This window comes from Candidatus Paceibacterota bacterium, from assembly GCA_035583355.1.
In the GTDB taxonomy this organism is placed as follows: domain Bacteria; phylum Patescibacteriota; class Minisyncoccia; order Phycocordibacterales; family UBA6899; genus JAJZQJ01.
Genome location: DATEZQ010000010.1, coordinates 1 through 10,653 on the forward strand (window position 1 = coordinate 1; position 10,653 = coordinate 10,653).

General features: G+C 47.9%; 10 protein-coding genes. 4 read left to right on the plus strand and 6 right to left on the minus strand.

The annotated features are described in order from the left end of the window. From VJ579_04100 to VJ579_04110, 3 genes are all read left to right on the plus strand, one after another. A partial coding sequence (locus tag VJ579_04100; protein HXK38219.1) for a tail fiber domain-containing protein occupies positions 1–1,708 on the plus strand: 1,708 nt, incomplete at its 5' end. Positions 1,709–1,721: 13 nt separating this feature from the next. Next, complete coding sequence (locus tag VJ579_04105) at positions 1,722–2,099, plus strand: hypothetical protein (GenBank protein ID HXK38220.1); 378 nt, start codon at positions 1,722–1,724, stop codon at positions 2,097–2,099. Continuing rightward, entirely contained in the window at positions 2,092–3,348 is a 1,257-nt protein-coding gene (locus VJ579_04110; protein HXK38221.1) for a hypothetical protein, read from the plus strand. The genes VJ579_04105 and VJ579_04110 overlap by 8 nt, the downstream gene beginning before the upstream one ends. Positions 3,349–3,363: 15 nt before the next feature. Here the strand turns inward: VJ579_04110 and VJ579_04115 are convergent, their stop codons facing one another. Together VJ579_04115 and ftsE are read right to left on the minus strand one after the other, a co-directional pair. Continuing rightward, positions 3,364–4,293, minus strand: a complete 930-nt coding sequence (locus VJ579_04115; protein ID HXK38222.1) for a permease-like cell division protein FtsX — start codon at positions 4,291–4,293, stop codon at positions 3,364–3,366. A 1,067-nt stretch (positions 4,294–5,360) separates the two neighbouring features. After that, positions 5,361–6,038: a cell division ATP-binding protein FtsE gene (gene ftsE, locus VJ579_04120; protein ID HXK38223.1), complete on the minus strand. Its 678-nt coding sequence runs from the start codon at positions 6,036–6,038 to the stop codon at positions 5,361–5,363. 87 nt (positions 6,039–6,125) lie between these two features. Here ftsE and VJ579_04125 point away from each other — a divergent pair, with 87 nt between their 5' ends. Further along, positions 6,126–6,491, plus strand: a complete 366-nt coding sequence (locus VJ579_04125) for an MGMT family protein (protein ID HXK38224.1) — start codon at positions 6,126–6,128, stop codon at positions 6,489–6,491. A 21-nt stretch (positions 6,492–6,512) separates the two neighbouring features. On the opposite strand, the gene VJ579_04130 is transcribed toward VJ579_04125, so the two are convergent. From VJ579_04130 to VJ579_04145, 4 genes are all read right to left on the minus strand, one after another. Beyond that, positions 6,513–7,433 (minus strand): PCRF domain-containing protein, encoded by a 921-nt coding sequence (locus VJ579_04130; protein HXK38225.1) that lies wholly within the window; start codon positions 7,431–7,433, stop codon positions 6,513–6,515. Continuing rightward, a complete protein-coding gene (locus VJ579_04135) occupies positions 7,424–8,860 on the minus strand; it encodes a hypothetical protein (protein ID HXK38226.1) in 1,437 nt (478 codons plus the stop codon). The genes VJ579_04130 and VJ579_04135 overlap by 10 nt, the downstream gene beginning before the upstream one ends. A 76-nt stretch (positions 8,861–8,936) precedes the next feature. Next, on the minus strand, positions 8,937–9,629 hold the full coding sequence (locus tag VJ579_04140; protein HXK38227.1) for a class I SAM-dependent methyltransferase: 693 nt from the start codon (positions 9,627–9,629) through the stop codon (positions 8,937–8,939). A 69-nt stretch (positions 9,630–9,698) separates the two neighbouring features. Beyond that, positions 9,699–10,367: an HAD family hydrolase gene (locus VJ579_04145; protein ID HXK38228.1), complete on the minus strand. Its 669-nt coding sequence runs from the start codon at positions 10,365–10,367 to the stop codon at positions 9,699–9,701. Between the last annotated feature and the right edge of the window lie 286 nt (positions 10,368–10,653).

Below are 10,653 nucleotides of genomic sequence, written 5' to 3' on the forward strand. Positions count from 1 at the left end.
TACTACTGCAGATGCGATTGCGATTGGTTCTGCACTTGATTCGTTTGCACTCACCTCAACAGGGCTCAGTGTTACTAGTGGCGGAGCGCTCACCGGCGTAACGTCAATTGATACAATTGCACATTCTGCGACTGCGATAACTTTTGAGGGTGTAGGAACCTTGACTTCAGGTGGTAGTACTTCGCTTACGGTTGATTCACATTCTACAGGTGCCCTAAATCTCGGGACCAGCAATGATGCAAAGACAATTAACCTTGGTACAGGGACTGCCGGAAATACGATCAACATCGGCACAAATAACACCATTGCAGACACGATTAGCATTGGATCTGCGCTCGATGCACTTGCACTTTCCTCAACGGGTCTCAATCTCACTACCGGAGGAGCACTTACCGGTGTTGCCTCGGTTGACACTATTGCCTTCAGTGCAACTGCGATGACTTTTGCGGGCGCAGGAGCACTGTCTTCCACAGGTGCAAATGCCCTCACCCTTGATTCGGGGACAACGGGTGCGTTGAATCTTGGCACGGGTGCAAATGCAAAAGCTATTACAATCGGAAATGCAACCGGTGCGACCGATGTCACCATTAATGCGGGTACTGGAGGAGTTGATATTGGCGCAAATGCGATTGCGAAACTTGTACAAGTAGGTACAACCACTGGTGCATCAAGACTCAATCTCGGTGCAGGAACGGGAGGTGTATTCTTGAATGGATTAGCTGCAGCAGCTAGTGGGAATCTAGTCGTCTGTATCAATAACACTTCAAAGCAGCTCTATGTAGGATCCTCAAATACAGTGTGCAACTCATCATCAGCACGCTTCAAGCACAGTATCGAAGATATTCCTCTTGGACTTGCTGCGGTAAAGCAGATGCGCCCCGTAAGCTTTGAGTACAACGAAACAAATGAAAGGGCCCTTGGCTTTATTGCGGAGGAAGTAGCAAACATAGACGAGCGTCTAATCATTCGTGACGAAGGAGGGCTACCTTATGCAATTAACCCAGATTACTTCATTCCAATCATCACAAAAGGCGTACAAGAACTCAGCAATAAACTTGAACTCTTCCTCACAAACAGTGGAATCAGTATGGATGGTCTCAATCAACTTGCACTTAATGGAGGACTCCGCGTTTCGGGTGAAGTGGATCTCGGAAAGGACAGTGTAGGTGAAGCGGTAATCCGATCTGGTGCAACTGAAATTTCTGTAGTATTCACAACAGCATATACACAAATGCCTGTCGTCACTATTACAAAAATGACACAAGGAATACTCACCGATAACTACATCGATGAAGTGTCGCGCACTGGATTCAAGATAAAGATCGCACCCGCACAACAAAAAGATATGCGCTTTAGCTGGCATGCATTTGGGTCAACAAACGGCATACGTCTCTTTAGCGACGGTAATGTCGAGGATGTAAATTCTACATCTATACTTCTCAATCAAACAGAAAACACGAACAACCAAAGTATCACCACAGGCGGAGATATTCATCTTCCTGACACGGTCATCGGCACTGAAGTTGGAACAAGTACCACAGCAACCACAACACCAGAGGAAGCGACAACGACAACAGAGAGTACGAATGTACCCATACTTATAGAGGAGCCACCAATAACCACTCCGCAGACAGAGACTCCCGAAAGCGATCCCCTTATAACTGAATCGGGTCAACCATCAGACCCCGTAGAAACGATAGCACCATAATACTCATCACGTTATGCACGAGAATACCCCACCTGTGACTACCGCCAAGAAAACAATAACTCAAATTGTTGTTTTCTTGTGTATCGTTATAGTGGTGATGACTGCCGTCCTCATGCAGCGCAATGTTCAGCATCTTGAGCAATCAGCAAATGCAAGAATTGCAAAGGAACAACAAGCGCTCATCGCAGAAATAGGCGAGTTTATGCTTCTTCCAGCAGATGAAGTTCCTACTATTGCAACAGTAACAAACAAGCAGAAACTTCGAAACCAGCCAATATTCGCGGATGCTGAAAATGGAGATACGCTTATTGCCTATCCTATTGCAGGAAAACTCATTCTTTATCGTGAGACGCAAAAACAAATTATCACCATAGCTTCGATCCATGAATAGTAAGCACTATACCTCGATGCTTCTCTGCGCAAGCATTTCGCTTACTGCGTTTTGCGTGTTTGAGATCCAGCATGCTTTTGCCTCAGAAACTAATGGCTCAATTCAAAGCGGATATGTTTATGCGTGGGGAGACAAGCTTGGCTGGATCAATTTCAAACCATCCCAGGGCGGCATCACAATTACTGATTCAGGAATTTCTGGCTACGCGTGGAGCACAAATGATGGTTGGATTAACTTTTCACCTACAACAGGTGGAGTCACAAATACTGCTGCAGGACAACTAGGTGGGTATGCATGGTCGTCGGGAAAAGGCTGGATTAGTTTTTCAGGTGTAAATATATCCGGTACTGGGAAATTTTCAGGAGTAGCTGGAACTCTTGGGGCGACTGCAGGACAAATCAACTTTGACTGCTCGCAGTGTGACGTACGCACAGACTGGCGTCCTCAGCAATTGCGTGGAGGTGCAGTAGGAACAAGAATAATCGGTGGATATGCATTTGGTATAAACCCCGCCCTGCCCATCACGCCACTCCCCACCCTCGGTGAGTCACCACTAACATTATTACCATCTCAGGACGGAACGATCATCCAAGATTCTGAAGTGGGACCCATTATCGTTTATGTTCCGGGGAAAGCAGTATCAGAAGAGCTCACACTCCATGTCAACGCAAAGGACAGCCAATCATCCAAAATCCAACCTCCAACAGCTGATGCCATCCTATTGAATGGAACTTACTACGAAATAATTGTGCGGGATGCGAAAGGAAATGAGGTGCATGAATTTGATTCACCTCTTCGCATTACGCTCCCTCTACCTCGCGACCTACGAAACCTCCGACGTCTTGCGGTGTATTGGCTGGACGAAGGAATGGAAGTATGGAACAAAATTCCTGATGCAGTCTTCTTTGATGATCATGTTGAATTCAAGGTGACCCACCTTACCAAGTTTGCAATCTTTGCGACACCATCAAGTAGTATGATAAAGAGACCGACAGTAATCCAAGGTCCAGCTGGCGGAGCGATCATTATCGACCAAGGTACCGTCGATATAAGTCCACAGGAACAGACTATTCGTAATCAAAGAGAGGGAATGCGTGGAGTATCCCCACACGACAGGAGCCCAGAAGTGACCCAAAAGCCACAAGCAGAAAAAACATCAGCAATGAATTTACTTGTTGTCATTACCGCAACGCTCATTGCCGTGCTTGCACATATACTTGCGAAACAAAAAATGGATGAAATAAAATAGCCCAAAGGGGCTATTTTACATGACCTTAAGATACTTTCGCACTGCGAGTATCGACGAAACTGAACCGAGCAGAATACCTGCTGCCATGAGCACAAAGAAAATCTGTGGCAGATTTGCAATGTAGTATGCAAAGAGATCGATACCACCGTAGAATTCTGCGGTTGCGCTTTGCACCCAGACAGTCAACGGATAGAATGCTGCGGTTGCAAGAATCGCCGCGACGATACCACAGAGTGCACCTTCAACAATGAATGGACCACGAACAAACATATTCGTCGCGCCGACAAGTCTCATAATGCTTATCTCTTCCCTCGAGGCATAGATTGCGATACGGATCGTATTGAACGTAATCACGATCGCTATGGCGATCAAGAATAGGAGGATTGCAAATGAGAACTTTTCCACTGCATTCACCGTTGCAGTCAGCTTCTCGATAATGACCTTATGCTGCGCATAGTTGATCTTACCAATGAAACCCTCAGACTGACGATCATCTTTTTCCTTATTCAAATAGAGAGCGATCGCTTCGTATTCCGAAGGATTCTTCGCACGAATATTAAGCATTGCACCAAGAGGATTATCTGAAAGCTCATTGAGCGCCGCCTGGAGCAAATAATCATTCTCATGCTTCTTTCGGAAATCCTCGATTGCCTGATCTCGGGAGATATACTCAACCTTGGAAACTTCAGGCATCTTCTCGAGTGAATTACGAAGTGCCAAGATGTCGTCCGCTTTTGCCGTTGAAGAGAAATATACGTTAATGTCCACCTTCTCTTCGATGGTACGCAATGTCTCCTGCAAGAATACGGATGAAAGCATAGAACCTCCAATGACGAAAAGGGCTACGGTCATAACGAAGATCGCAGACAGAGAGACTACCGCATTACGCCAAAAGTTAAGAAAACCCGAGCGCATTACGCGACGGAAAGAAGTGAACATAGACATAGGATGATTATAACATATCAATATCAAGATTCAGGGCGTGGGGCAATTAGAGAATGAAGGAATCATGAGGTGAGTTTCGGGGCTCAATAAGGCCATAATTGTTAGCTGCACAAAATATACTTGACATATTATAAATATGATGTATACTGTAATCCTCGCTGGCCTTCGTGCGCGCCGCCCTCGAGCTTCTTCGGAAGCATGGGCCGCAGTCGCCGCCTACCGCCTTCCCCGCAAGGAGAGCGCGGTTGGCCAGTAGAAGCCCGGAATAGGGACGCTTGCGTCTCCTGCGGGCACCCGCCGCTAGCCTGTGGCTAGCGGCGGGTCATCGAGAGAGTCTCCTCGGCGCGAAGCCCTGGAGCGAGTCCACAACTTTCCCCTACTGCCGTCGTCGGCGAGGAGGAAACATGTCCAGCAGCGATGGGCTGCGCCTGCACCAAGTCAAGGCCTTGGTAAGCAGCTAGGGGCAAGCGCGTAGCGCCGAGCCCCACAGCCCAGAACACCCGTTACGCCCGAGGCGCACCGCAATGCGGCCCGCAGCCACTGAAGGCACCGCCAATCACGGCAACCCCTCATCCGCCCAGCCAAGAAAGGAGGTCCCGCATGTCTCACGACAGGAGCGTTCATCGCCCGCGGGATGCCGATCAGTAGCATCCTCGCCAACACCTCGCCAACGGCCTGGTAGACGCACACCACTCCACGAGCCATGCTCGGGAGACCTTCGCCCTCGGCCCACGTCGGCCACTGCCCTTTCAAGAAAGTGAGGAGAGCATGAATGCTCGTGATGGTCCCATATCTGTAAACCCCCGCTTGCGGGGGTATTTCATATCTGGATTTTGTATTTCACCCAATGTAAACACATGAAACACTGTGAATCATTGAATTTGCATTTCACCTAACTCGAACCTATGAAACACTGCGAATTTTTCTCGGCGGTTGCCTCGCTGGAGCTCGACGGCGTACAGTGGTACGACGAGAGCGAAGCGTGAGGCAACCCCCGACAAAAAGGCCAGTGCCGCCACACAAGGAAAATATGTTCAAAAAAACAAGCACCGGAACGGTGCTTGTTTTTAAAGAACATATTTACCTTGCATGTCATCTCTGACCACCTTCCCATTTTCCATGGTAATAACGCGTTTCTTGAGTGCATCAATCACCCCCTTATTGTGCGTCGTAAGAATCACCGTCGTCCCCATATCGTTCACCTTCTTCAAGATCTGAACGATATCATAAGTATTCATTGGATCGAGATTTCCTGTTGGCTCATCAGCGACAAGCACATCAGGTTGAGAGACAAGTGCGCGGGCAATCGCAACACGCTGACGCTCTCCACCCGAAAGCTCATGCGGGAAATGGAGCGCTTTTGCTGCAAGGTCGACAAGCTCCAAGACCTGCGGCACATCAGCATGGATTTCATTATCGGTACGCCCAGCGGCTTCGAGCGCAAAAGCAACATTTTCATATGCAGTCTTATTCGGAAGCAACTTGAAGTCCTGAAATATTGTTCCAATCTTGCGACGAAACTCCGGCATCTTCCGTGAAGCAATATGATGTACGTTTTGCTTGCCATAAAGCACAGCACCACTGGTCGGCCTCTCTTCTGCAAGAAGCAGCTTAATAAGGGTCGTTTTGCCTGCTCCTGAATGCCCCACTATTGAGACAAACTCACCCTCGGTAATACCGAGAGAGACATCAGAAACAACAATATTATTACCATAGCGCTTCGTAACGTTATCAAAGTAGATCATAGACAGTAAGACTAGTATAACATGCACTGAGCCTCAAATAAACCCCGATTCTCATAGCACAACATGGCACTATGCTATAATTTATTCATGAAACCGAAGCTGCAGCGCGCATATGATGAGGATCATAACTTCAAAGAGAAACTGTCTTTCAGTGCGCTTGTTGTAAAATACGCACGCGAAGTACCGCCTGGGAGAGTAACAACTTATGGAGCACTTTCGCGCGCTGCAGGAGGAGGAAGCATGGGTGCGCGCAGTATCACCAGCGTACTAGCAAAAGCATGGAACAATGGTGTGCACGATATCCCCTTCCATCGTATCGTCTACTCGGATGGGCGCATATGGATGGACCCGCAATACGAAGCTGAACGCACAAAGCGATACAAGCAGGAGAAAATTGAAATTGTTAATGGGAAAATTAAAGACTTTCAAGAAAAACTTTATGACTTTAATTAAAAATGCACCTTTGGTGCATTTTTACATATCATCATCAATCTCCATACGTCCCGCCCCGCTCGCCAAGTCACGTTCTGCCTCAATGAAATCTGCGATATTCCCTCGTTCGAGTACCCCATCGACATCACTCGTTTCAATACCCGTACGATGATCTTTAACCATCTTATAGGGATGCAGCACATAGGAGCGAATCTGATTTCCCCACTCCACCTTCGTGCTCTTCGAGATCATGAGCTCCTCTTTTTCTTTATCAGAAAGTTGCTCTTTTACATGATGCACCTTCGCTGCGAGCAAGAGTAGCGCACGCTCTTTATTCTGCGCCTGGCTGCGCTCTGCAGATACGTGTACGGCAATACCCGTTGGCTTATGAATTGCACGGACCGCAGTCTCTCGCTTATTCACATTCTGTCCACCCGCGCCTCCTGACTTTGCAAACTCCAACTCGACTTCGCTTTCTGGGAGCGCCTCGAGATCTGCCTTCTTCAATTCAGGAATCACCTCCACCATTGAGAATGAAGTATGTCGCTTTGCATTTGCATTAAATGGAGATATGCGCACAAGTCGGTGCACACCACTTTCATTTTTGAGGTCTCGGTATGATCCCTTCCCTGTTATCTCTACTGTAACGTTACGGTAACCGTCATGATCATTTGCATTTTCGTGAAGTATAGAAAAACCAAAACCACGCTGCTCACAGTATTTCATATACATGCGCAAAAGCATCCCTGAAAAATCCTCTGAATCATCACCACCTGCACCAGAGAATATCGTCAGTACCGCGTTGGCACCATCATATTTACTTTTCCCCTCTGCGATAGCCTGCAGATCCTGCATTTCCTTAATGAGCTGCTGCGCCTGATGCTTGTCCTGCCAAAAATCAGGCTCGTTCATCGCCTGTTCAATTTCTTGCAATCGTGCTGCTTCTTGCTCATTCAGTGCCATACGTTCAGTATAAACAAAGAAAAGACCGCCCACAAGGGGCGGTCATAAACATCATTTTTCTTTGATTCCCAATGGTCCATTAGGAATAAATACTTTCTTCCATACATCGGGGTCTCAGTATTCCCCCTCATGCGCTTTTGCACCACCTTACTCTTACGGCTCTTCTCGGAATGATAACTTTCCGGAAGCAGTACGTTTGGCAGTTTCATGATCGCGCGGTCAATAAGTGGCAATTTCTTACCGTTCAAGCGTTCGATCTCTGCGATCATACGCTCGGCAGCGCGTGGTCCGCCATTATATGCCGCTGTCGGAAGGATACCTCCAAGGACCGGATCTTGAACGAAGAGTTCAATACCCTTCTTAGATCTCGCGAGCTCGAGGTCGAGCAAGCAGAGTGCCGCCTTGATGATGTTGTGCATATTCCGTGTACCATCTTCGAAACTCTTTACGAGCTCCGCCTCACGGTATGCACGCACCACTGAAGCATAAGTGCCGTTGTTATTTTTATTCGTGAATTGTAGTGCGCCCACTGCGTTCGCAGTAGAGACACTCCACATGAATGCCTCTTCACGATTGATGCCGTACTCAGCAAGAATACGCTTGAGACTCCCCTTTTGGTCCTCCAGGAAAAAGAGTGGATCCCACTGCTCGCTCACCATGAGCGACAATGGAATTTCATCAGGGAACACATCTCCAAGCAACTTCCCAGGGAATGCATGTGAATGCACGCCGAGCGCCTTCAGCTCTTCTTGGGCCTTACGAATTTTACGTCGCAAGAATCGTTCACCTTCTTTGACAAACGCTTCAGAAAAGAGCTCATCATTCCCGGGTGTGTAATACAGAAACTGTGCCTTCGCGGTTGCTCGTGCATAATTCGTTTCTTTCTTGCCCGGGATGCGTGGATAGACCATACGGTATACCGTAAGCAGGTCCGAGAGTTCTTTGCCCCCACTGCGCGAGTAGTGGAGGCGGACAGTAAGTCTCGTTGGTCCCGCACCAGCAACATGTTCCACACTGTAGCCCGGAGTAATTGCGCGAACGGGAATCTTGCATGCATTGCGTTCTGCAATCGTGTGCGCTTTGCGCAGGTCCCGGAAATAGCTTTCGGGAATAGGATTGGGCACTGCAACATGCACCATGTGCCACGAACCATTCACGGAGTCGAAGGCAGCGAGGACCACGGGCCGCTCAACAAGAAGCTCGGCCTTACCCGACATTTTCTTTTCGAACTTAATGACCTCCTTCGCACAGAGCGCATCCGCATACTTGATGCGTGCATAATGCTCTGCAAGCGGTCCCGTCTTATCAGGGGCGATCACCAGTGACTGTGCGGGAAGAAATCTTCCCGGCGGAGAACGCTTCTCTTTCGGCTTCGCTGCGAAGAGAAAGCTGTGCATAAGCACAAAGAGCAAGATGATGTAGCGCATGGCTACTCCTTTAAATTGTATCTATTTTCAATATACCGCGAATACAAAAAACGGCAACGAACTGCCGTTTTTATCATTAGTATGCTTTTTGCAAATAGACGGTGATCGTACGGCGTTTATATGCATGGCCATCCTTAATGTGCTTGTGCGAACGATCCACCTTCTGAATGATGAAATCGGGCTCAAAGAATTCATAGATACCCGCCTCGCTGTAGACGAACTCGGGCACGCCCATGCGTGGATGGATATAGGTTCCCTCCTCCGCACCCGGTGCATCGCGCAGGAGTCGGGTCACGTGCTGGTCGTCATCAGCAAGAAAGGTCTTGAAGAAGTACCAACCACCGGGCTTGAGTACGCGAAGGACTTCCGCCTTGAGCTGTGCGCGCTCTGCCTTGTTCAAGAAGTGTGAGGTCATCATATCAAGCACAATCGTCTGACTCGCATCAGGAATCTTGTCGAACTTCCCCACGATTGAGCGTGCCTCATATTCGAGTGGAAGATCACCAGAATTCTTTCGCGCGAGCTTCACTGCTTCATCTGAAATATCATAGCCCGTTCCACGCATACCATACCTACCGAGCAAAATGAGATTGCGTCCATTTCCACAACCGAGATCAAGCGCACGGCAAGTTACATTGAGCGAGCGCCTTCCTTCCTGGCGCTCCAAAAACCGAATGAACTTCTCAAGGTCCTCCGATGGCTCATCCGAGAGCGCGAGGTGCTCTGCGGTCTTATATTCCTTATTCCAAAACGCCTGATGTTTACTCATGGGGCCATCATACTATAAAATTAAGAAAAACAAAGCCCTAGCTTTGTTTTTCAAAAAACTCACAGAGAGCTAAAGCAACTCTTTTGCAAGCAAGACGGAACGAATTGCATAGCTTGTCTCTGGAGAGCTTGCAGGCACAAGCACCGCATCAATACCAAATTCATCTGCTTTCTGAATATTCACCTCGCGATCATCAAAAAAGATGCAATCCTGACTTGGTACGCCGAGTGCCTTGGTAATGGACTCAAACATATGAAAACCATCCATCTTGAGCTCACCAACATTATAGGAGACGATAATATGCTCCGCACCAATAAGATCTTCGAGATGAAGTTTCTTTGTGATACGTGCATATAAGAAGCTCGACATATCAGAGCAGATACCCACCTTTGTCCCCTTCTTCTTGAGCGCGTGGATGATATGAATAATGTCTTCTTGATTGAGCGGATGAATAAAATCATCCGTCATCTCAATGAGATCATTGGGCGTAATATCAGCGGGGAAATATTGAGCAAATTCAGCGATGATGCGAGACCAGCACGCATGTTCCGCTTCTTGCCAAGTGCCTGTCCTTTCAAGAGAGGTTTTTGCATATTCTACATTTATCGCATTTGCAAAATCACTAAAGCGCTCAATAGGGAGATTATATTTTTCAGCAATTCCACCAGGGCCGAAACAGAGGGGTTCCCAGATGTCGCGTACGAGGACACCACCGATGTCGAAAATAATTGAAGGCATGGAGGTAGTATAGCAGAAGAAAATCAATGCGAGTTGCGATGCAGAGGGAGCCGAAAAACCCTTTGGGTTTTTGACTCATTGAGTGCTGCGCACGCTGAATTAGATGTTTAGAGTACAAAGGGAAACGTAAAACCGTTCCGGCTTGAGTTTCATTGAGCGCAAGAGCGCACTGAATAAGATATATCTGATACTAGGGGGAGCCGAAAAACCGTTCCGGTTTTTGACTCTTGGAACGCTACGCGTGCAAAACCAGAGTCCGGGCCTTGGCACGGCTCACAAAGTAGTT